The sequence below is a fragment of the Aliidiomarina soli genome (assembly GCF_003986975.1).
Lineage (GTDB): Bacteria > Pseudomonadota > Gammaproteobacteria > Enterobacterales > Alteromonadaceae > Aliidiomarina > Aliidiomarina soli.
The window spans coordinates 98919-121455 of sequence record NZ_PIPO01000006.1 but is presented as its reverse complement, the minus strand read 5'-3'; the positions used below and the strand labels follow the sequence as shown (position 1 = coordinate 121455).

Annotated in this window: 20 protein-coding genes and 3 tRNA genes; 3 read left to right on the top strand and 20 right to left on the bottom strand. The window is 53.1% G+C overall.

Annotated features, from left to right (window positions below):
* Positions 1 to 1368 (bottom strand): SLC13 family permease, encoded by a 1368-nt coding sequence (locus CWE14_RS13025; protein ID WP_126799779.1) that lies wholly within the window; start codon positions 1366 to 1368, stop codon positions 1 to 3.
* Between the two features lie 259 nt (positions 1369 to 1627).
* Between CWE14_RS13025 and gltB the strand changes: the two genes are divergently transcribed.
* Positions 1628 to 6103, top strand: a complete 4476-nt coding sequence (gltB, locus tag CWE14_RS13020; RefSeq protein ID WP_126799778.1) for a glutamate synthase large subunit — start codon at positions 1628 to 1630, stop codon at positions 6101 to 6103.
* A 13-nt stretch (positions 6104 to 6116) separates the two neighbouring features.
* A complete protein-coding gene (locus CWE14_RS13015; protein WP_126799777.1) occupies positions 6117 to 7532 on the top strand; it encodes an FAD-dependent oxidoreductase in 1416 nt (471 codons plus the stop codon).
* Positions 7533 to 7620: 88 nt separating this feature from the next.
* On the opposite strand, the gene CWE14_RS13010 is transcribed toward CWE14_RS13015, so the two are convergent.
* Positions 7621 to 7761, bottom strand: a complete 141-nt coding sequence (locus CWE14_RS13010; RefSeq protein ID WP_126799776.1) for a DUF3149 domain-containing protein — start codon at positions 7759 to 7761, stop codon at positions 7621 to 7623.
* A 198-nt stretch (positions 7762 to 7959) separates the two neighbouring features.
* Here CWE14_RS13010 and CWE14_RS13005 point away from each other — a divergent pair, with 198 nt between their 5' ends.
* Positions 7960 to 9963 (top strand): alpha/beta hydrolase family protein, encoded by a 2004-nt coding sequence (locus CWE14_RS13005; RefSeq protein ID WP_241972411.1) that lies wholly within the window; start codon positions 7960 to 7962, stop codon positions 9961 to 9963.
* Between the two features lie 63 nt (positions 9964 to 10026).
* Here the strand turns inward: CWE14_RS13005 and CWE14_RS13000 are convergent.
* The 18 genes from CWE14_RS13000 to CWE14_RS12915 all read right to left on the bottom strand — a co-directional run bounded on the left by CWE14_RS13000 (position 10027) and on the right by CWE14_RS12915 (position 22381).
* Positions 10027 to 10114 (bottom strand) — tRNA-Ser (locus CWE14_RS13000).
* A 98-nt stretch (positions 10115 to 10212) separates the two neighbouring features.
* On the bottom strand, positions 10213 to 10548 hold the full coding sequence (locus CWE14_RS12995) for a peptidylprolyl isomerase (RefSeq protein ID WP_126799775.1): 336 nt from the start codon (positions 10546 to 10548) through the stop codon (positions 10213 to 10215).
* A gap of 81 nt (positions 10549 to 10629) precedes the next feature.
* Complete coding sequence (locus tag CWE14_RS12990; protein WP_126799774.1) at positions 10630 to 10866, bottom strand: DUF2798 domain-containing protein; 237 nt, start codon at positions 10864 to 10866, stop codon at positions 10630 to 10632.
* The gene (locus tag CWE14_RS12985; RefSeq protein WP_126799773.1) at positions 10853 to 11692 is read right to left on the bottom strand and encodes an NAD-dependent epimerase/dehydratase family protein; all 840 of its coding nucleotides are present in this window, start codon (positions 11690 to 11692) and stop codon (positions 10853 to 10855) included. Before CWE14_RS12985 ends, CWE14_RS12990 begins: the two co-directional genes overlap by 14 nt.
* Positions 11693 to 11813: 121 nt before the next feature.
* Complete coding sequence (gene nadA / locus CWE14_RS12980; protein WP_126799772.1) at positions 11814 to 12854, bottom strand: quinolinate synthase NadA; 1041 nt, start codon at positions 12852 to 12854, stop codon at positions 11814 to 11816.
* Positions 12855 to 13009: 155 nt separating this feature from the next.
* Positions 13010 to 13085, bottom strand: a tRNA-Lys gene (locus tag CWE14_RS12975).
* Between the two features lie 29 nt (positions 13086 to 13114).
* A tRNA-Lys gene (locus tag CWE14_RS12970) sits at positions 13115 to 13190 on the bottom strand.
* Between the two features lie 149 nt (positions 13191 to 13339).
* Entirely contained in the window at positions 13340 to 14104 is a 765-nt protein-coding gene (ybgF, locus tag CWE14_RS12965) for a tol-pal system protein YbgF (RefSeq protein WP_241972410.1), read from the bottom strand.
* 79 nt (positions 14105 to 14183) lie between these two features.
* Positions 14184 to 14729, bottom strand: a complete 546-nt coding sequence (gene pal, locus CWE14_RS12960) for a peptidoglycan-associated lipoprotein Pal (RefSeq protein WP_126799770.1) — start codon at positions 14727 to 14729, stop codon at positions 14184 to 14186.
* A gap of 82 nt (positions 14730 to 14811) precedes the next feature.
* Positions 14812 to 16182 carry a Tol-Pal system beta propeller repeat protein TolB gene (gene tolB, locus CWE14_RS12955; protein WP_126799768.1) on the bottom strand — a complete coding sequence of 457 codons (1371 nt, stop codon included), beginning with the start codon at positions 16180 to 16182 and terminating at the stop codon, positions 14812 to 14814.
* Positions 16183 to 16199: 17 nt separating this feature from the next.
* On the bottom strand, positions 16200 to 17102 hold the full coding sequence (gene tolA / locus CWE14_RS12950; protein WP_241972409.1) for a cell envelope integrity protein TolA: 903 nt from the start codon (positions 17100 to 17102) through the stop codon (positions 16200 to 16202).
* Positions 17103 to 17537 (bottom strand): protein TolR, encoded by a 435-nt coding sequence (gene tolR / locus CWE14_RS12945; protein WP_126799767.1) that lies wholly within the window; start codon positions 17535 to 17537, stop codon positions 17103 to 17105.
* A 1-nt stretch (position 17538) separates the two neighbouring features.
* Entirely contained in the window at positions 17539 to 18291 is a 753-nt protein-coding gene (gene tolQ / locus CWE14_RS12940; protein WP_126789216.1) for a protein TolQ, read from the bottom strand.
* Positions 18281 to 18685: a tol-pal system-associated acyl-CoA thioesterase gene (ybgC, locus tag CWE14_RS12935; RefSeq protein ID WP_126789215.1), complete on the bottom strand. Its 405-nt coding sequence runs from the start codon at positions 18683 to 18685 to the stop codon at positions 18281 to 18283. The genes tolQ and ybgC overlap by 11 nt, the downstream gene beginning before the upstream one ends.
* Positions 18686 to 19276: 591 nt before the next feature.
* Positions 19277 to 20278, bottom strand: coding sequence for a Holliday junction branch migration DNA helicase RuvB (ruvB, locus tag CWE14_RS12930; protein WP_126789214.1), 1002 nt, complete (start codon positions 20276 to 20278; stop codon positions 19277 to 19279).
* 139 nt (positions 20279 to 20417) lie between these two features.
* Positions 20418 to 21029 (bottom strand): Holliday junction branch migration protein RuvA, encoded by a 612-nt coding sequence (ruvA, locus tag CWE14_RS12925; protein WP_126799765.1) that lies wholly within the window; start codon positions 21027 to 21029, stop codon positions 20418 to 20420.
* A 72-nt stretch (positions 21030 to 21101) separates the two neighbouring features.
* Positions 21102 to 21644 carry a crossover junction endodeoxyribonuclease RuvC gene (gene ruvC, locus CWE14_RS12920; protein WP_126799763.1) on the bottom strand — a complete coding sequence of 181 codons (543 nt, stop codon included), beginning with the start codon at positions 21642 to 21644 and terminating at the stop codon, positions 21102 to 21104.
* Positions 21644 to 22381 (bottom strand): YebC/PmpR family DNA-binding transcriptional regulator, encoded by a 738-nt coding sequence (locus CWE14_RS12915; protein ID WP_126799762.1) that lies wholly within the window; start codon positions 22379 to 22381, stop codon positions 21644 to 21646. The genes ruvC and CWE14_RS12915 overlap by 1 nt, the downstream gene beginning before the upstream one ends.
* Positions 22382 to 22537 lie beyond the last annotated feature (156 nt).

The following is a 22537-nucleotide window of genomic DNA, read 5'->3' as shown; positions in this document are numbered from 1 at the left end:
TTACACCAGGACGTAGACCACGGCGCTGGTGATGACGCCGAGAATGATGTTGAGGTAAAAGCCCTCGCGGCTCATTTCTTTGATGCTCACCATGTTAGATGAGAAAACGATGGAGTTAGGTGGCGTCGCAACCGGCAGGCAGAACGCGCAGCTGCAGGCAACGACTGCCGGGATCATCAGCAATTCCAGCGGAAGATTAGCGGCGATCGCAGTGGATGCCAGGATCGGCATCAACAAGGTGGCCGTCGCTGTATTGGAGGTAATTTCAGTTAAAAACGACACCGAGAGCGTCAACAGCAACACCAGCAAGAAGGTCGGCAGCACTGTCAGGTTTGCCAGCGCGCCACCAATAGTTTCACTCAGCCCGCTTTGCATAAAGCCCTGCGCCAGACAAATACCGCCCGCAAATAACAGTAGTATTCCCCACGGAATATCGACCGCGCGCTCCCAGGTAAGTAAACGTCCGCCTTTGCCGTCGGAGACCAGGAACATCGCAACTACGCCAGCCAGCGCCACTGTTGCATCGCCCATCATAGGCAGGCTAAACCAGTTCATCCAGCCGCCAAAAGGTTCTGAGCGAAACACCCACAAACCGACCACAGTACCAAACACGGCCAATGCCCGTTTTTCCTGTACGCTAAACTCACCTACCTCTCGCAAATGCACGGGTTGGTCCAGATGCAGACCACGAGTTAGCCAAAGCGCCATCACCGGCAAGCCAATCATTACAATCGGAACCCCGTAATACATCCAGCGCAGAAAGCCAAACTCCTCGCCATTAAAGGTCTGATAAACCGAGGCAAAGATCAGGTTAGGCGGACTACCAATCAACGTCGCCACACCACCCAGCGAGGCCGCGTAGGCCAGGCCGAGTAATAACGCGATTTTAAACCTGTGGTTGTCGGTAGCGCTGGCGATAGCAACGGCCACTGGTAACAAAGCCAGCACTGACGCCGTATTGGAGATCCACATCGACAAAAACGCCACCGCCGCCATAAACGAAAACACAATCAGCTTAGCGTTCTGCCCCCCAAGCCGACTAATCAGCCCCAGAGCAATACGTTCATGCACCCCAGACGCTTCGATGCCGCGGGCCAGCATAAACGCCGCCATAAAGAGCACAATAACGTGGTTGCCCAAGGACAAGGTCGCGTCCTGATAGGACATGATGTTGCCAAGCGGCAACAGCACAAAAGGCAACAACGAGGTCGCCGGGATCGGAATGGCTTCACTGATCCACCACCAGGCAACCCATACCGTCACCCCAAGGGTCCAGGCTGCTGGTTGCGGCATCCCACCCAGCATAGCCGACAAGAAAGCCACTACTGCCACCACTGGCCCGGCGATTTGATGAATAGTTTTTGTCATGTTGTTCGAACCGCTCTTCTTGGTATTCGTGGATGCATTCGTAACGGGTGCTTTAGTAACGGGCACATTGGTAATCCGCAAAAAGATACCGCAGCGCGGTATTGTAAGCCATCACTATAGCAACCCCTGACCAGTCACCGACATAGCCATGTCAATAAATTCAATATAATCTTAACAAATAGCGCTTATGCGTCATGCTTGTATTGCCAAGTTGTACAACTGCGCTTATGTTGAATAGGTTAAGTTTAAGGGGGACGTTATGACGTTGTATCAAGCCGACAGTCGGGCCAATGACGAGCGCGACAATTGTGGTTTTGGCTTAATCGCCCACCTTGACGGTGAGGCCAGTCATCGTCTGGTGCGTCGTGCAATTGGCGCACTCGACAGAATGACTCACCGTGGCGCCATCGGGGCAGACGGCAAAACCGGAGACGGCTGCGGTATTCAAATGCAGCTGCCGGAGTCGTTTTTCCGCGATCTGGCCGCCGAAAACGAATGGAATTTAGGCAAAAAATACGCCATCGGACAAATATTTTTTAGTCTTGATAGCAAAGCCCGTGCCACAGAAAAGGCAGTCATTGAAGAAGAGCTGAGCCGTGAAACCCTCAGCCTGGTCGGCTGGCGTAACACCCCGACTAATCCGGATGTACTCGGCGACACCGCACGCCAGAGCATGCCTCATTTAGAGCAGGTGTTTGTCAATGCGCAGCCCGGTTGGCGTAAAAAAGACCTCGAACGCCGCCTATATATGGCGCGACGGCGCATTGAAAAGCGTCTGCAAGAGCATCCCGATTTCTATATCGCTTCATTGTCCTGCATGGTGATCGTCTATAAAGGCTTAATGATGCCAGCTGATCTGCCTGGTTTTTACCCGGATCTGGCTGATATTCGTCTGCAGACCTCTATCTGCGTGTTCCACCAGCGTTTTTCCACCAATACCATGCCGCGCTGGCCGCTAGCTCAGCCTTTCCGTTTCCTTGCTCACAACGGCGAAATCAACACCATATCCGGCAATCGCCAATGGGCACTGGCGCGAAGCTATAAAATACAGTCCCCTTTATTGCCGGACTTAAAAGACGCCCAGCCCTTTGTCAGCAGCCGCGGCAGTGACTCTGCCAGCCTCGATAATATGCTCGACATGCTACTAGCCGGCGGCATGGACTTATTCAGAGCCATGCGTTTGCTGATCCCGCCTGCCTGGCAGAACGACCCAACCATGGACCCCGAGTTGCGTGCGTTTTACGAGTTTAACTCGATGCACATGGAACCCTGGGACGGTCCAGCCGGCGTGGTTATGACCAATGGCCGCCATGTCGCCTGCTGCCTTGACCGCAACGGCCTGCGTCCGGCACGTTTTATTATTACCCGTGACCGCACCATCACCGTCGCCTCAGAAGTAGGTACCTGGGACTATGAGGCGGACGAAGTCCTGGAAAAAGGACGCCTAGGTCCAGGCCAGATGCTCGCCGTCGATACCTACAACGGCACCCTATGGCGCAGCCATGAAATCGACCAGGACTTAAAGGCACGTCACCCATACAAAGAATGGCTGGGCAAACACATTCGTTACCTCAAGCCGTTTGAGCAGTATGAAGAAACTGAAATTGGTGACCGCCTGTTTGACGACACCCGCATGGCGATTTACCACAAACAGTTTTTCTACAGCACCGAAGAAATCGAGCAAATTATCAAGGTGCTGGCCAAAGACGGTCAGGAAGCCACCGGTTCGATGGGCGATGACACACCGATCGCAGTGCTGTCGTCGCAGCCGCGGCTGCTCTACGATTACTTTCGGCAGCAGTTTGCCCAGGTCACCAACCCGGCAATTGACCCAATTCGCGAACGCCATGTGATGTCGCTGTCCACCTGCATAGGCCGCGAACAGAACCTATTCAATGAAACCTCTGGCTACGCTGACCGGGTCCTATTTGACTCGCCGGTACTGATGTACACCGACCTCGATCAGCTCAAAGACTTCGATGAGGATCACTACCCGTGGCGCAGTTTCAGCCTTTATTACGCGCCGGAAAAAGAGAGCCTGGAAACAGCCGTCGAGCGCCTGACCAATGACGTAGAAAATGCAGTGCGCGACGATAAGATTGCGATTGTCATTCTCTCCGACCGTCATATCGAGAAAGGCAAGCTACCTATCCCGGCCCCCATGGCCGTCGGCGCAGTGCAAACCCGGCTAGTTCATGCCCAATTACGCTGCGACTCCAACATCGTGGTCGAAACGGCGTCCGCCCGTGACCCGCATCATTTTGCGGTGCTGATTGGCTTAGGCGCCACCGCTATCTACCCCTTCATGGCCTATGAAACGGTCGAACAGCTGGTAGCCCAGCAACGAATCAACCTGACCCCGCGCGAGGCGGTGCTTAACTACCGGCAGGGCATTAACAAAGGCCTGCTCAAGATCATGTCGAAGATGGGCATTTCGACCGTCTCCAGTTATCGTTCTGCGGGGCTGTTTGAAGTGGTCGGCGTGTCGCGGGCTATTTATGAGCGCTGCTTTCCAACCTGTACCCTACGCCTGGCCGGCGCTGGCTGGACTGATTTCGAACAGGACTTACAGCGCTTGCATAAAGAAGCCTGGTTAGCCCGTAAGCCTGTGCCCCACGGTGGCCTGCTTAAATACGTCCATGGCGGTGAATACCACGCCTACAACCCGGATGTAGTCACCAGCCTGCAGCAGGCGGTGGAAACTCGCGATGAGCAAGCCTACAAAGCCTATTGCCAGCATGTAAATTTACGCCCGATTGCGACCTTGCGCGACCTTTGGCAGCTCAACCCACCGGCAGACGTTGAGGCAGTTGAACCTGAGCCCACCAGTGCTATGTTCAGCCGTTTCGACACCGCCGCCATGTCAATTGGCGCACTAAGCCCGGAAGCACACGAAGCCCTTGCCGTTGCGATGAACCGCTTAGGTGGGCACTCGAACTCCGGTGAAGGTGGCGAAGACCCGCGTCGTTTCGGCAACGAACGTAACTCCCGTATTAAGCAAGTCGCCTCGGGCCGTTTTGGCGTCACGCCGCACTATCTAGTCAACGCCGATGTGCTGCAAATCAAAATTGCTCAGGGCGCTAAACCCGGCGAAGGCGGCCAGCTGCCGGGTGAAAAGGTCACCGCAGAAATTGCCAAACTTCGCTATTCGGTGCCGGGTGTGACCTTAATCAGCCCGCCGCCGCACCACGATATTTACTCGATTGAAGATCTCGCTCAGCTTATTTTTGACCTTAAGCAAATAAACCCAGAGGCAGTGGTTTCGGTAAAACTGGTGTCTGAACCAGGCATCGGCACCATCGCCACCGGGGTTGCTAAAGCCTACGCTGACCTGATTACCGTATCCGGTTACGATGGCGGCACCGGCGCCAGCCCGCTGACCTCGGTTAAATACGCCGGTAGCCCATGGGAGCTCGGCCTGGCTGAAGTACATGAGGCATTAACGGTCAACAACCTGCGCCACAAAGTGCGTTTACAGGTCGACGGCGGCCTTAAGACCGGCCTGGATGTGATCAAAGCTGCGATTCTCGGCGCCGAAAGCTTTGGCTTTGGTACTGCTCCTATGGTCGCGCTGGGTTGTAAGTATTTACGTATATGCCATTTGAATAACTGCGCCACCGGTGTTGCTACCCAGGACCAAACCCTGCGCCAGCAACACTTTCATGGCCTGCCAGAGAAAGTCGAAAACTACTTTCACCTGCTGGCCGACGAAGTGCGCGGCTACTTACGCCAACTGGGAGTGGTCAGTCTGACTGATCTGATTGGCCGTACCGATTTACTCACCACGGTGGATCGCCTAACCACAGAGCGGCAACAGCACCTTAATCTGGACGCTATTCTCGGCGCAGCGGCGGTCAGCAACGACTACCCGAACCACTGTCAGGAGAATAATCCGCCGCACGATCCGGCCCGCCTCAATCAGGCGTTACTGGAACGTTGTGCGGAGACCATACAGCATAAACACGGCGGTGAGTTTAGCTTTGAAATCCGCAACGACGACCGCTCCGTGGGAGCGGCACTGTCTGGTCTGATTGCCCGCCAGCATGGCAACCAAGGCATGGCGTCGCGGCCACTGCGACTGAAGTTCCGTGGCACCGCCGGACAAAGTTTTGGGGTCTGGAACGCCGGCGGTCTGCATCTCGACCTAGTCGGTGACGCCAATGACTATGTCGGCAAAGGCATGGCCGGCGGACGTATTCATTTACGCCCGGCCAAAGGCGTAGCCTATAAGTCGCACGAAGCCATTATCATGGGCAACACCTGTCTTTACGGAGCCACTGGCGGCCGCTTGCATGCCGCAGGCTGTGCCGGCGAGCGCTTTGCGGTGCGCAACGGCGGTGCGGTCGCTGTAGTCGAAGGCATTGGCGACAACGGCTGTGAATACATGACTGGCGGCGTGGTCGTCGTACTCGGTCGCACTGGCATTAACTTCGGTGCCGGTATGACTGGTGGCCTGGCTTATGTGCTCGATGAAGACAACGATTTTAACCAGCGTATTAATCCCGAACTGGTTGAAACCCTGGCGGTGGACAAGCCCATTTTACAAGAACATTTGCGTGGTTTTATTCATGATCACTATGAAGCCACCGGCAGTCAGCGGGCATTGGATATTCTGACCAATTTTGATCAGTACGTTGGTCATTTTGCCCTGGTCAAACCTAAAGCGAGTGATATCGCCACCTTAATTGGTCGTCGCGCCCAGTCTGCTGCAGAGCTGCGCGTGCAAGTGATGTAAAGGAGAGCGAGCAATGACCCGCAACGTATATCAGTTTGTTGACGTGCGCCGTGTCGATCCGCCGAAACGGCCCATCGACGAACGCCGCATCGAGTTTGTTGAAATTCAGCACCCAATGGAGCAGTCCCAGGTCAGTGGCCAGGCAGACCGCTGCATCGACTGTGGCAACCCGTACTGTGAGTGGAAGTGCCCGGTGCATAATTATATTCCGCAATGGCTGGAACTGGCGGCCGAAGGGCGCATTATCGAAGCCGCTGAGTTGTCCCACCAAACCAACAGCCTGCCCGAGGTCTGTGGCCGGGTTTGTCCGCAGGACCGCCTCTGCGAAGGCGCCTGCACTCTGAACGACGACTTTGGCGCAGTGACCATTGGTGCGATCGAAAAATACATCAATGACAAAGCCTTTGAGATGGGCTGGCGACCAGACATGAGTGCCGTTCAGGCAACCGGTAAGAAAGTTGCCATCGTTGGCGCCGGACCTGCCGGGCTTGCCTGTGCCGATGTGCTGGCTCGTAATGGTGTGCAGGCTGTGGTGTTCGATAAGCACCCGGAAATCGGCGGATTGCTTACCTTTGGCATTCCCTCGTTCAAACTGGAAAAGTCGGTCATGCAGCAACGTCGCGAAATTTTCACTGACATGGGAATTGAGTTTAAGTTAGGTGTTGAAGTCGGACCCGACCAGCCTTTCGATGAGTTACTGAACAATTACGACGCCGTCTTTCTTGGCCTTGGTACCTATAAAGGGGTCGATGGTGGCTTACCCGGGCTCGACAGCCAGGGGGTCTACCCTGCCCTGAGCTACCTGATTGGCAATACTGCCCGCATCGCCAACTACCAGATGCCTGACTACCCGGCAATTGATTTTCAGCAGCAGCGGGTGGTGGTGTTAGGTGGCGGCGATACCGCCATGGACTGTGTGCGCACCGCCATACGGCAGCAGGCTGAGCATGTTATTTGTGCCTATCGACGCGACGCCCTTAACATGCCCGGCTCACGCAAAGAAGTCGAGCACGCCAAAGAAGAAGGGGTCGAGTTTCAGTACAACGTACAGCCGCTGGAAATTGTCGCCAACGACGAGGGCCAGGTGACCGCCGTGCGCTGCGTTAAAACACAACTAGGACCAGCGGATGATGCTGGTCGCCGACGCCCGCAAGCGGTTGAAGGCTCTGAATTTGAACTCGCCTGCGATGCGGTGGTACTGGCCTTTGGTTACCAGGCCAACCCACCGCAATGGCTCAAGCAAGAGGACGTCGCGCTGAATGACTGGGATCTGGTCAATGCCCAGGAAAACAGCGAGTTCGCCATGCAAACCTCCAATCCCAAAATATTCGCTGGCGGCGACATGGTGCTGGGTGCTGACCTGGTGGTTACCGCCATCGCTCAGGGCCGCAAAGCCGCCAACGGCATCATGGACTACCTCGACCTTTAACCATATTCAACATTCAAGCGCGGGGCTTGAATGTTGAATGGTAAGACCAATTCAATGATCAAGCCCCGCGCTTGAACGTTGAATTGGTTTACTGGGAGCGTTTTTCGGCTTTTACCATTTTCACGTAGAAATAAATGGCATAGAAAACGCACATACCAATCACTATCGCGAGACCAGTGAACGAAAAGAAGATTACCGGATCTCTGAAAAATTCCTGCCATAGACTCATGCCTGTTCCCTCTCAATTAATACACGATGGAAGTAGCCTAGAGCTTTGCAGCACCGCGCAGTATGACCGGGATCAAGATTTTCAGCGCAGTACAATACGACAACACAGATCCTTGCGCTATATCAAAATTGATGGTGACGTTTTCTTTAGCTTGCTTTACTATATCCGCAACAACTTTATAACAAAAAAGGAGTTTATATGTCCTCAACACATAAAACAGGGATGGGATGGCTTGCGCTGCTTACCAGTTGTTTTCTCTTCCTGATGCAAAGTTTAGCCTACGCATCCGATCCGAGCTCTGCACCGTCATTGCAGGATTACGCCCGTCATGCGCAGTTTATTAACATCAAAATATCACCCCAGGGTGATTACCTCGCAGCTTCCACCCGAGGCGACGATGGCAACGTCAGGTTGGTCGTGCTCAACATGGAAACCCGTGAGGTTATGTCATCCATAGCCGGACATCGGGAGGATTCGATTGGCTCATTCAATTGGGCCAATAACGAACGTCTTGTGATCAGTCTGGTACGTGAAGTCGGTGCATTCGAAGCACCGATCATGACTGGTGAAATATTCGCTATAAACGCCGACGGGTCTCGTCGCCAGGCATTGACCGGGCCGAATTCGCCGGATCAGAATTATGTAATGGCGGAAGTGTTTGACTGGTTACCCGACGACCCTAACGGCATCATGATCTATGAATTCTCACTGCGCCGGGCTGAACCTTTCCTACAGGTATCCCGCGTTTTACTTAACTCGGGGCGGAAAATTCCCGCAGGCCGAATCCCGCTTCGTTATTCGCGCGAAGGTGGCGTTCAGATCATTAGCGACGACCAGGGCGTACCACGAGTGGTGGTGGGCGTCGATCCCGACGACAACAGCAAACGTCTGACCATGGTCCGCGCTTCTGAAGATGATGAATGGGAGCGCCTGCGTTCTCAGGATGATCTGGATTTTGGCTTTGTTCCCCTTGCCTTTTCGAATGACCCTAATAAGGTTGTCGGGCTGAGCCGGACACAAACCAACACCACGGCAATTTCGTTAATGGATCTGCAAACCGGTGAGGAAGAGATCCTTGCCTCTCACCCGGATACCGATCTGATGCCGCTGATGGGTCTGAAAGACGGCAAGCCGCATGATGTGATTGGTGCCGCCTATGAGCTTAACTCTCTGGAAACCGTATTTTTTTCCGGCTCCGGGGATGAGGCCTTTGTGCAGACTGCGATGGGGTTACAAAATGCATTTCCGAACCAGACACTTCTTGTCACCTCAGCGACCTCAGACAATCAAACCCTGGTCATTCGCGTAGGGTCAGCAAACCAGAACGACACCTTTTACCTGTACAATCGTGAAGACAATCATCTCGCTCACCTTTCCGCCGCGGCTCCCTGGCTCAGCGATGCACTGATCCCACAAACCCGCAGTATCGTTTATGAGGCACGGGACGGACTGGAGATTCATGCGCTGCTCACCGTACCACCAGGCATTGACGAGGAGAACCTGCCACTCATCATGCTTCCTCACGGTGGTCCTCATGGTGTTCGCGATAGTTTGACGACCTTCGACCGTGACGCCAAGGTCTTTGCCTCACATGGTTATGCAGTGTTACAGCCAAATTTCCGTGGTTCAGGCGGCTTTGGTGATGACTTCGAACAGGCTGGTTATCGCAACTGGGGCACCAGCATGATCGATGACATGACGGACGGAGTTCAACATCTGGTCGACGAAGGCATTGTCGACCAGCAACGGGTGTGTGCTTATGGGGGCTCCTACGGTGGCTATGCGGCGCTGCAGAGTGCTATTCGCGAGCCTGATTTATATAAATGTACGGTCGGCTTTGTTGGTGTGTTTGACCTCGACCTGATGCTTGAAGAAGGTGATATTCCCGAGCGTGAGTCCGGTCTTCGTTATCTCGCTCAGGTGCTCCCCCCTGAGGGCGAAGAACGTGACGCTCAGTCTCCGATTCGTAATCTGGACAAATTAAAAGCCCCGGTATTTCTAATCCACGGCGCGGAAGACTTCCGGGTTCCTCAGATTCAGGCGGATAATTTGAAAGCCGCATTAGAAGCGCGTGATCATCCGGTCGAATGGATGGTGAAACGCACTGAAGGGCACGGCTTCCTCAACCCGGACAATAACGTCGAGCGCTGGGAACGGATGCTGGCTTTCTTTGACCGCTATATCGGCGAGGACGCTGACTAAGAACCGAACCATACTGCTCTTACAGCTATAAAAAAACCGCCACAAGGGCGGTTTTTTGCTATTTGGCGGAGAGAGAGGGATTCGAACCCTCGATACGTTGCCGTATACACACTTTCCAGGCGTGCGCCTTCAGCCGCTCGGCCACCTCTCCAGAGCCGCGTATGGTAGGGAATTTCTCTCGTGTAATCAAGTAAAAAGGGCCATAACGGCCCTTTTCGATGATTTACTGAGCATTGCAGGATAATTTGCTTAGCAGTTATAGTCCGCTTTTTGCTGCAATTCGATTCCCGCTTCCATCATCCGCTGCTCAAACGCTTCTAAACGCGCCTGTTGCTCTTCAGATAATTCGTCCGAGTCACTTAACTCCAGTTCCTGCGCTAACGCCATGAACTTTTCGCTACCGTCAGTGAACACCGCTTCCATTTCCGACAAGCACACGGATTCGCGTTCTGTCAGCGCCTCAACGTCGGCGACGAAGCTTTCCATTTCCTGCAGCATCTGGTCTTCCGGGCTGCTATTACCGCTACAGGCAGCAACAGAAAACGCTAACAAGACTGCACTGGCAGCCAAAACCACTTTTTTCATGTTTGATAAGTCCTTTATAAATAACTGCTTTATTAGCTACTTTACCATTCCCTAGTTTGCCGGTTAAGTCAACTTAACTGGTCAGATTCTAGGACCGCCGACAATTCGTTCGCTAAGTGCCCGAATCCGCGCTGCACCGAAAAAGACCAGCAAGAAGGCAATCGGCCAGGCAAGATAAAACGCACGCCACCAGCGGGCAAAGAAGTCACCCTCCACGCCGGTATTGATCCAGGTGATTAATCCAGTCATTAAAAACGACATATAAATTGACATCAGCACCGGAAATACAAATCGTCGCGGCCATTTAAAGTCCTTCATAGCCTTCCTTCCAAGTTGGGAAAATGAAGCGATACCCCGTTTCCTGCAGTCGCCTATTATTACAACGCTTACTGCCCCTGGGCCCAATCTGGTCAGTTTCTGGAAGGGTGGTTGGGTCCAGCCCCAGGTACGTTGCCAAACCAGTCGCAAACTCCGCCTGACGGATTGGTAGGTTGTCACTGCTAAGATAGATTTCGTCTACTTCCAAACCCTGGTCATAGCGGGCAATCAAATGAGCGATAGTGCCGACGCAATCACGCACATGGACCCGATTTGTCCAGGCCGGTGTCAGGGTTACTTCACCACTGATTAAACGAGCGATCATGCCTTCCCGTCCCGGTCCGTAGATTCCGGAAAAACGCACAATGGTATGCGGATATCCGGATTGGCATATATGCTGTTCAGCCTCGAGTATTCGCTTACCCGCGAAGCCAACCGGATTGGTATCGCTGGTTTCATCAACCCATTCGCCCTCACGATGCCCGTATACACTGGTACTGGACACAAAGACAATAAATGGCCGGTAGTCAGGGTCACACTCCGATAACGCCAGGGTCAGCGCCTCAGTCGGTTTTACGTAGCCCGTCAGGTAACCTTGATCACTGTAATCCGACGGTGTCAGCGTTATCACTATCACCGCAGGTTTATGCGCCAGAACCTTAAGCCAGTCATCTACTTTACTGGCATCCGCCTGCACCAACTCAAAGTCTGCAGCGGACTTCGCCGTGCGCCGTGCGCCGACAACTTCATACCCTTGCGTTTTCAGCAACGGCGTTAAGCGGCTTGCCAGATCACCCGCCCCCATTAATAGTGCCCATTGTTTCATCTATCAGTCCTCAATCCAGACATCCAAGGTCAGGCCGTGTCGAGTTGTCAGCCCGTTAAGCAATATTATCAGACCACTTAATAAAAAGGGGCCCACGGCCCCTTTTTCAGTAGCTACCTGCTTAACGCAGGGTTTTAGCAAAATCGAGCATTCGGTTGAGCGGGATCATCGCTTGCTTACCCAGTTCCGGGTCAACCTGTATCTCATGTGCTTTACCGCCAGTAGTCAGTGCATTCTCAATCGCGGCCAGCCCGTTCATCGCCATCCACGGACAATGCGCGCAGCTGCGGCAGGTTGCACCATTACCACCCGTCGGCGCTTCAATAAATGTCTTGCCGGGTGCCAGTTGTTGCATCTTATAAAAAATGCCCTTATCAGTCGCCACAATAAAAGTGTCATTGGCCATGGTTTGGCTGGCTTTGATAAGTTGCGAGGTCGACCCCACCGCATCAGCAAGTGCAACCACGTTGTCCGGTGATTCAGGATGAACCAGCACCGCCGCGTTCGGGTATTCCTCTTTCAGCTGCTGAAGGGCACGCGACTTAAACTCGTCATGCACCACACAAGCGCCTTGCCACATAATCATATCAGCGCCGGTTTGCTTGGCGATATAGCCACCAAGGTGACGATCAGGTCCCCACAGTATTTTCTTGCCCTGTGCGTCCAGATGCTCCACCAGCTCAAGCGCCATGCTTGAAGTAACGACATAATCAGCTCGCGCTTTTACCGCCGCTGAGGTATTGGCATACACAACCACCGTGCGCTCCGGATGCGAGTCACAGAACTCACTGAACTTATCTGCCGGGCAGCCTAAATCCAGCGAACAGGTTGCTTCCAGCGTCGGCATCAGTACCGTTTTCTCAGGGGTCAGTATTTTTGCGGTCTCCCCCATGAACTTAACCCCGGCCACAATCAGGGTATCGGCGCTATGTTCAGCACCAAAGCGCGCCATTTCTAACGAATCCGACACGCAACCACCGGTTTCTTCTGCCAGTGCCTGAATTTCGGGATCGGTATAGTAGTGTGCCACCAGCACCGCGTTATTCTTCTTTAATAACGTCTTAATGCGCTCGTGATGTTGCGCTTTCTGTTCTTCGCTCAGAGGTTTGGGCTTCGCTGGGAATACGTAATCCAGGTTATCCACTGTGTCTATTTCAATCATACTGCCTTCATCTAGCTATGCTGTGTAGCTTTACCAATACGCGCAGAGTATACGCAAAGTTTACTCACTGGTCATCTTTTGACAGATGGGGGCATCACCCGTTCAATTCAAGCTGGATACAAAAAACCCGGCGCGAGGCCGGGTTTCGGTATAAATGGTGGGTCGTGCTGGATTCGAACCAGCGACCAATTGATTAAAAGTCAACTGCTCTACCAACTGAGCTAACGACCCACTCGGGGGTGTTGCGAATTTAGAGGAATTGGTGGGTCGTGCTGGATTCGAACCAGCGACCAATTGATTAAAAGTCAACTGCTCTACCAACTGAGCTAACGACCCACATTGTTCCTGTGCAACGGCGGCATATATTACTCAAATCCTGCCGGCATGCAACCAAAAATAGTAAAAAAAATGCCTTTCGCTCAAAATTGCGTCGAATCGGTTATTTTCGACGCTTATCTTAACAAACTGCTAACTTGAACGCTGACTTACAGATTATTGAGGCGCGAACGAGCCATACCGGCTTCGGTACTATCCGGGTACTCATTAACGACCTGCTGATAGCGTCGTTCCGCGGTCGAATTATCATCCTGATTCTGCGCAATAATGCCCAGTTTCAACATGCAATCCGCGCGCTTATTTGAATTCGGATAGTTATCAACCACCTCACTGAAATGCTGTTGCGCATCGCTGTACTCATTGCGTGAGTAAAGCAATTGTCCCAGCCAATAATGGGCATTCCCCAAATAACTGGAATTTGGGTAATTTTCGATAAAGGCACGGAATTCTGGAATGGCATCATCGTAACGTCGCTCTTCGAGCACCATCGCGATAGCACGGTCATAGGCTTCATTCTCACTCAGATCATCTGAGTAGTTCACCGCCGCCATGTCGTCGCGTGTAGGCACTGCCACACTGCTGCTAGTCCCAGAGGCCGAAGCGCCGGCACCATTGCGAACTTCGCTAACCCGGCGTTCAATTTCCTGATAGAGATCGCGTTGCCGCTCCAGAACTTGCTCCAGCTGATGTGAATGCTCTTCGGTAATGCCTCTGAGCTCACTCACTTCCCGCTGCAGGTTGCTTAGCTGCTGCCCCATGCGAGCTTGCTGCTCGCCGCGAGCCTCCAGCATCCGCTCCATGCGGTCAACCCGCCCTTCCAGCGAATCCTGCGCATTGGCAACACTAATCACCGGTGCCGGACTTTGCGCTAAAGCAACGCCGCTGACGGTTAACGCCAGCAACAAACTGGTCATTCTCATAATTCCCTGCCTTTTCCGCTTAACACCTGCCGACCAAATTGTCGGCAGGTGTCATCAGATCACATCAACGCGATTAGTATACTAATACAGCGCGACGGTTCTGAGCCCATGCTTCTTCGTTGCTACGACGAACCACAGGCTTCTCTTCACCATAAGACACAGTCGACAACTGCGACGACAGAACACCCTGGTTTTGCAGGTGGTTTACCACTGCATTCGCACGACGCTCGCCCAACGCGATGTTGTACTCAGGTGTCCCACGCTCATCAGTATGGCCTTCAACCACGACGTTTACGTTCGGGTTGTTAAGCAGGTACTCAGCGTGAGCATCCAGCACTTCAGCATATTCGCTGGAAATGTTTGAGTCATCGAACTCAAAGTGGATGGTGTTTTCCTGACGCAGCTCGTCCATACGCTCACGACGCTCTTCTTCAGGAGTCATTTGACGGTCTGCAGAACCTGTCTCAACTCCACGTTGCTCTTCTTGCTGAGTACGTTCCTGAGTTGCACGACGCTCTGCTTCGCTGTCTGCAGTAGTATCTTCAGTTGAGCTACAAGCGGCCAAAGCGAGAACCGGTAGCGCAAAAACAAGGGCTTTAACGAGTTTATTGATTTGCATTGTTATATCCTTAAGTTTTTAACCATAGGCTCAGCTTGACCGTCAACGAACCGACGCAAACATTGCCATCGAAATAGCCTGTTTATATAAATGGCGACCAGGCCGGTGCCTTTACTTCCCCTTCTCGCGAAGGAATTCGAGCTCGGAAACGGCCATCAGTTGACACTAACGCAAGTACCTGTCGATTACGATACTTTGTACTATATATAATCATACTTCCGTTCGGCGCCAAACTCGGCGACTCGTCCAACTGCGTTTCCGTTAGAACCTGAAAATTCCGCCCAGACGGAAAATCCTGCTTTGCAATATGATAACGACCGTTAGTACGGTTTACCATAATTAAATGGCGACCATCCGGTGTCACCGACGCGCCCAGGTTTGATTCACCCTCAAAGGTCAGGCGGCGCACGTTACGGCTACGTACATCGACGTGATATACCTGTGCCCGTCCACCCCGCTCAGAGGTGAAAACCAGCCCCGAGCCATCAGGTACCCAGCTTGGTTCGGTATCAATTCGCCAGTGCTCGGTCACTCTGGTCAGGCGATCTGTTTCCAAATCAAGTACATAAATATCAGGCTGACCGTCTTTCGACAAGACCATTGCAAGACGCTTGCCATCTGGCGAAAAAACAGGATTTCCGTTAATCGCCGGGAACGACGTGACCTGGCGGCGCTCGGTGCTATAAATATCCTGAATATAAATTTCTGAACGGCGATTCTCGAAACTAACATAGGCAAGCTTGCTGCCATCCGGCGACCATGACGGCGACATCAGCGGCTGCGGTGAACGCAGCAAAGTGCGCTCATTATGACCGTCGTAATCTGCCACTACCAGTTGATAAGGCAAATCCGAATCAGGTTCCACGATGACATAGGCGATGCGCGTCATAAAGGCTCCACGCTCGCCAGTCAGTGCTTCATACACCACATCAGAGATACGATGCGCGTACTGGCGGAACTGGCCGTCATTCACCACCGACGAGCGTGATTCGATAATATGATCCTGACTATGGACTAATTCGCCATTTTGCAGGCTTTGCGACCCGCCACCGGTAATTTGTCCACGCAATACATCAATAAGCTCGTAACTTACCCGGTAGCGACCAATACCCTGCGACTCAACATGGCCGACCAGAATCGCTTCAACCCCAGAACGTGCCCAGGCGGAGTAATCCACATCTCCATCACTGGTCGGCTGGCCCGGCATATCATCAACCGCAATCGGATTAAATCGGCCGCTGCGGCGCAAATCTGCCGCTATTACCTCGGTAAAATCATAGGGGGCTTCACCATTGCCACGCCACTCAAACGGAACCACCGCCACCGGGCGTGCGCTGTCGATACCTTCTGTAATTACAATCTCTAAGGCTGCATGAGCAGACGGGCTTTGCAGCCCGAGGCCGGTCAGCAAGGTGGTCAACACCAAAAAGGTGTATACGCGTATGTGTTTCATTTGTGCTTTCACACCTCTTAGTTAAATTCAGGCTCAATCCGCAGGCGGATTTCACTCATTTCTTGATACACTTCGGCGTCTTCTGAAACTGGCAGGGTACCAGCTCGTAAGGCCGCAGCCCGGCCCGCTTCACATACCGCGCGGTCGCCTTCATCGATCTGCACATTGGTCACAAAACCGCTGCGTGCAAGACTAATAACCAACACACAGGACTGTCCCCGCATCGACGAATCAACCAGCAAATTGCGTTGAATAGTCTCACGTATCAACGCCTGGTAACGCTCAACTTCACTCAACACCCGTTGCTGACGGGCCGATTCGCGTCGGGCCCGCTCTTCTGCCAGTTCTTCCTGCAGTTGCCGTTCACGTTCCGCCCGCTGTTGCTCTTCCGCTTCCCGCCGCTGACGTTCTTCTTCCTGACGCTGACGCTCGGCTTCTTCAGCACGACGACGTTCTTCTGCAGCCGCTTCCTCTTGCGCTCGTCGCTCTGCTGCTTCTTCAGCACGGCGCTCTTCGGCTTCCGCCTGTTCACGCAAACGCTGAGCTTCAGCCTCCGCTTCTGCCCGTTCACGTTGTGCCTGCTCGCGAGCGCGCTGCGCCTGCGCTTCTTCCTGCTGGCGGCGTCGTTCGGCTTCCTGCGCGCGGCGCTCTATTTCCGCCACTCGCTGTTCTTCAGCGCGTTGTGCCGCTTCACGTTGCTCGCGAATGCGCTGGGCCTGGGCATCAACCTGAGCCTGGTCCACCGCTGTTGCCTGAACAATCTCTACTTCCGGTGTTGCCATTTGTGGCTGACGATCACTTTGCCAAAACTCAAAGTTAGCACCGACCACAAAGATCAAAAGCAACCCAACATGCACAGCGAGCGCCTTAACCAATGCGGTCTTCATGCCTGTTTTCACCGCTTCTGCCTGTTTCGCCACTTATTTCTCCGGAGATCGCGTCATTAAACCCACTGAACCGGCACCCGCGCGTTGCAGCACTACCATTAACTGAACCACGTCCGCATATGGAACTGCGCCATCACCGCGCACCACGACTGGTGTTTCCGGTTCCAGCTGCAAGTGAGCAGCGACCAGCGTTGCCAGGTCAACCGCCGACATAGGTTCCTCGGAACTATCACCGATGTTCAGGTAATAGCGGCCTTCAGCGTCGACCGACGCCACCAGTGGCTGCATATCGTCTGAATCAATCGCCTGCGCTTCTGCCTGCGGCAAATCTACGTCAACCCCCTGGCTCAGTAACGGCGCCGTGATCATAAAAATGATTAACAACACCAACATAACATCGATGTAGGGTACCACGTTAATTTCCGCTACCGCACGGCGCTTGCGCCGGCTAGGAAAGACTTGCTGCATATCAGGCTCCGTCTTGACTGGCTGTCGCCGAACTTGCTGAGGTTGCCGTTGCCGCCGTACTACCAGCCCCACCATTACTATTATTCAGGGTCTGACGCTGGAGAATGCCGGAAAATTCTTCCATAAAGTTGATGTAGGCTGAGTCGAGCAGTTCAACCCGGTAACTAAACCGGTTGTAAGCGACCACCGCAGGAATCGCGGCAAACAGACCAAGCGCCGTGGCAATCAGGGCTTCTGCAATGTCCGGTGCAACCATTGCCAGGGTTGCCTGCTGCACACTTCCGAGCGAGGTAAAGGCGTTCATGATCCCCCACACGGTACCGAACAAGCCAACATAGGGGCTAATAGAACCTATGGTAGCAAGCCAGGTCAGGTGAGTTTCCAGTTTCTCGATTTCCCGCGAGTGGGCCACTCGCATGGAACGTTGGGCCCCAGCCAGAACTGTTAGCGCGTCAGCATTAGGGTTCCCGCGCAAGCGCGCGAATTCACGAAACCCACCGTGGAAAATCCGTTCCAGACCAAGCAGATTAGCACCCTTAGCAGAAAGCTCTTTATACAAACGGGCCAGATCCACCCCCGACCAGAAACGGTCTTCAAACTTAACCGTTTCCGTCGCGGTACTGTTAATCAGTTTGCGGCGCTGGAAAATAATTGCCCAAGAAACAACTGACATCAGCACCAGCAGCACCATCACTGCCTGTACTAGTAAGCTTGCCTCTAACAGCAGATCCCAAATTGACAATTCATGTTCCACGCTTAATTACCTCTGCTATCGCTGCCGGAATAGCCACCGGCTTCATAAGATGAATATTCACACACGCCGCTTTGACGTGAGCGCTACATAATAGTTGCTCATGCTGATTAAAAATTTGCTGTTCAAAACGCACGCTGGCTCGTTTTACATCCGTCACCAGGGTACGCACACTGAGCAAATCGTTAAACCGCGCCGGCGCCTTCAAGTCCATATCCACGTGGCGCACCACAAAGGCAGTCCCTTCGCCCAGCCAACCATCCTGTTCAACACCCAGCTCACGCAGCCATTCAGTACGCGCCCGCTCGCAAAACTTCAGATAATTGGCGTAGTACACAATGCCGCCCGCATCTGTGTCTTCATAATAAACCCGAACAGGCCAGCTAAATTCGCTCACACCGAGCCCCCTAACGTTAATTTGCGTTAATTTACTATAACCTGGCCAGGAGACCAATTTAAAGGCACCTTCAAAGCTCGGTAACGGCGTAAAAACTACGTAAATACGGCTTTCATACGGTTTTCTGCCATCGATTGTTAACGCTTTGTGCTTTCCAGACTTTTATTTATCGTTTTATTTTTAGTCAGTTATAAACTAATTCTTAAAAAACAATGAATTAACAAAATTATCGACGTTTAATTGGTTAATAAACAATCTCAACAAGCCACTAACAGATTAATTTAAGTAATCCGAAGGTGGGTTAATTCTCGTTTGAAACTGGTCTGCCCACGGTTATAATACGCACATGTTTTGGGGGTTAACACTGGAAACAAGCCAAAACACCTGTTTTTAAGAGATTGTTGTCGCATCTCTTACGTAGTTCCCTGGATTTATTCCTCCTTGTTGTTGTTTTTGCCCGCTCATTGAGCGGGCTTTTTTTTGTTTACCATTCCTCCATTCAACATTCCAGCGCGGGGCTTGAACATTGAATCCGGCTAACCGCAGAGGGCAAATTCAACGTTCAAGCCCCGCGCTCGCCTTTATTGAATTTTATGATTTTGTCAGGCCGAAGTGGCGGTACGCATGATTGGTTGCAATGCGTCCGCGCGGTGTGCGCTGCACAAAACCCTGCTGAATCAAAAACGGTTCCAGCACATCTTCTATGGTGTCTTTCTCTTCACCTATAGCGGCAGCGAGGTTATCCAGCCCGACCGGTCCACCCATAAATTTCTCAATAATAGCCAGAATCAGCTTGCGGTCCATGTAGTCAAAGCCAGCTTTGTCGACATCGACCATATCCAGCGCTGCCGACGCCACCTCAACGTTGATAATACCGTCCGCACGTACTTCAGCGTAATCGCGCACCCGGCGTAGCAAGCGATTGGCAATTCGCGGCGTACCCCGTGACCGTGCTGCTACCTCATGGGCCCCCTGCTGATCCATATTCAAATTGAGAAAGTCTGCGGAGCGGCGCACAATGGTGGTCAGTTCCTCTACCGAATAAAACTCCAGTCGCTGCACAATGCCAAAGCGGTCACGCAGCGGCGAGGTTAATGCACCGGCACGGGTAGTTGCGCCAACCAACGTAAACGGCGGCAGATCAAGCTTAATTGAGCGGGCCGCGGGGCCTTCACCAATCATTATATCGAGCTGATAATCTTCCATCGCCGGATAAAGAATTTCTTCCACCACAGGGCTTAAACGGTGGATTTCATCAATGAAAAGAACATCGTTCTCTTCAAGGTTGGTCAACAGAGCCGCTAAATCGCCCGCCTTTTCCAGCACCGGCCCGGACGTCTGCTTAATCGCAACATCCATTTCGTTGGCAATGATATTGGCCAGCGTCGTCTTACCGAGGCCCGGCGGACCAAAAATCAACACATGATCCAACGCATCTGAGCGTTTGCGAGCCGCCTCGATATAGATACTCATCTGCTCGACCACATGCTTCTGGCCAGTATAGTCCGCCAGCATCTTGGGTCGGATAGCGCGGTCAATCAACTCATCTTCGTTGGTTGCCGACGCCTGTATCATGCGATCTGCTTCAATCATCTGAATGTCCTGTTGCGCTGCCATTCAACATTCAAGCGCGGGGCTTGAATGTTGAATTGGCATCACTTGCAAGAGACCAATTCAATGATCAAGCCCCGCGCTCGATCATTGAATGTGCGCTTAATCATGGGAGGTATGGTTATACCATCGATTTTAGCGCCTGGCGGATGATGGCTTCTGAATCCATATCGGCGGTGGCCACTTTTTTCACAGCTTTTTCTGCATGAGCAGGCTTATAGCCGAGCGCCAGCAAGGCGCTTAACGCATCGTCCAGTGGATTATCCATCGCCACCATCATTGCCGGTTCCGGGCTCTGCCCGCCGTTTTCCAGCGGACTGGTGCCAGCGAAGTCTTTTAGCCGGTCACGCATTTCCACCACCAAACGCTCAGCGGTCTTTTTGCCGACACCGGGAATTTTTACCAATGTCGAGACATCACCCTGCTGTACGCTGGCCACGAACTGATTGGCTGACATTCCGGACATAATCGCCAGTGCCATTTTCGGCCCCACACCCTGCGCTTTTATCAGTTGCCGGAACAACGCCCGCTCGTTCATGCTGTTAAAACCATACAACAGCTGTGCATCCTCGCGCACCACAAAATGGGTCCACAAACTGACCTCGCTGCCGACCGCTGGTAACTCAAAGAAACAGGTCATCGGCAACTGAATTTCGTAGCCCACTCCTTGCACATCGACCAGTAGGTCGGGAGCCTGCTTGTAGACAATAGTGCCCTGAATACGGCCTATCATAATTTATCCTGTTCTCTCGGTCATAATGTATGTACGAATTATTGGCAACGCCGCTTGGCAGCGAAACGACACTTAACGCAACCTGCCTCGAACCGTTTTCCGCGCCGCCCCCGCCATTGAAACCAGGCTTTGCCGGGTATGGCAATGGCAAATCGCCACCGCCAGCGCGTCCGCCGCATCGGCTTGTGGTCGTTTCGGCAATTTCAGCATTTGCATCACCATATGCTGGACCTGGGTTTTATCTGCGGCGCCACTACCCACCACCGATTGTTTTATCTGTCGTGCTGAATACTCGGCCACGACCAGATCATGCCGTGCCGCAGCGACGATTGCAGCGCCTCGCGCCTGCCCAAGCTTAAGTGCGGAGTCGGGATTGCGCGCCATAAACACTTGCTCGATAGCAAATTCATCCGGCTGAAACTGCGTAATCAATTCGCTAACCCCATCATGAATGATGCGTAACCGTTCTGCCAGCGTTCGTTCTTCGTCTGCGGACCCTGCCCGCACCACCCGGATGCAGCCACTCCCCAGATACGTCAACGTACGCCCCTGCTGCTGGACTAAACCATAGCCTGTTAAGCGTGAACCCGGGTCAATCCCCAGTACAATCGCCATTAGTCCCAGGCGCTCTCAGGTAATTCAGCGTTGTGGTAAACATCCTGCACATCGTCGAGATCTTCCAGCGCATCAATCAGTTTCGCGCAACGCACGCCATCCTCGTCGTTCAGTTCCGCTTTGGTCGAAGGCACCTGCGTCACTTCCGCATTGTCGGCGGTAAGGCCAGCCGCATCTAAGGCATCTTTTACTGCACCAAACAGCTCGGGTTCACAAAACACATCAAGTGAACCGTCATCATAGGTTTGCACGTCGTCGGCGCCGCCTTCCAGAGCCGCTTCCATAACCTTCTCTTCCGAAGAGCCGGGCGCAAAACTGATCACGCCACGCTTACTGAACAAATACGCAACTGACCCATCAGTCCCTAAATTACCGCCCAGCTTGGTAAACGCATGGCGCACATCAGACACTGTACGGTTGCGGTTGTCGGTCATGCAGAACACCATAATAGCGGCACCACCTGGGCTGTAGCCCTCGTACGTGAGTTCTTCAACTGCATCGCCGTCGAGTTCACCGGCACCGCGTTTGACCGCGTTATCAATGGTGTCGCGCTTCATATTGTTCGACAGTGATTTGTCGATAGCGGCGCGCAAGCGAGGATTGGTCTCAGGATCAGCACCGCCCTCACGGGCGGCCACCGTCAACTCACGGATGAGTTTGGTAAAAATCTTGCCACGCTTAGCATCCTGCGCCGCCTTGCGATGTTTAATATTGGCCCATTTCGAGTGACCCGCCATGCGTACCTCCTCGTTGTTACGTTAAGAGTTTCGGCTTCGGCTGGCTTTGGATGGCGGTTGACAGGTACTTTGCCAGGGACGCCGTAAATACGTCCCTGTAGGCTCGACGGCTGCATCCCTGCAGCCGACGCCCCGGCAAAGCACCATATCATCCGC